The organism is Bartonella queenslandensis AUST/NH15, from assembly GCF_000312585.1.
Lineage (GTDB): Bacteria > Pseudomonadota > Alphaproteobacteria > Rhizobiales > Rhizobiaceae > Bartonella > Bartonella queenslandensis_A.
This window is the reverse complement of record NZ_HE998348.1, coordinates 1-404: the sequence shown is the minus strand read 5'-3', so window position 1 is coordinate 404 and position 404 is coordinate 1. Positions and strand designations below refer to the sequence as shown.

Sequence of the window (404 nt, the reverse complement as noted above, 5' to 3'; positions counted from 1 at the left end):
CAGCAAGTGGATTTCTGGAGGTGTGCAAAACCGTTTTCGCTTTAAGATTAAGCCGGATGATCCACAGGGTCTTTTGACGAGTTTGGGTGTGCAATTGCAATGGACGACGCCTTATAGTGGACAATCGAAACCGATTGAGCGGGCTTGGCGTGATTTAGCAGAGGCAATATCCAAGCACCCTTTTTGTGCGGGGGCTTATACGGGCAATAAGCCTGATGCTAAGCCTGAAGATTATGGAAAACGTGCGATAGGATTTGAAGATTTTAAAGCCCATGTTGGCGCGCAGATTGAGGCGCATAATGGGCAAGCAGGGCGCAAGGCACTCAATTGTGCTGGGCGCAGTTTTGATGAGACTTTTGTAGCAAGTTTGAGATCAGAGGGGACGATTATCCGGCAAGCCACAT

General features: G+C 48.8%; 1 protein-coding gene. It reads left to right on the top strand.

Annotated features, from left to right (window positions below):
* Positions 1–404 (top strand): transposase domain-containing protein (locus tag BN338_RS10335; protein WP_039762294.1); only part of this gene is annotated, 404 nt, incomplete at both ends.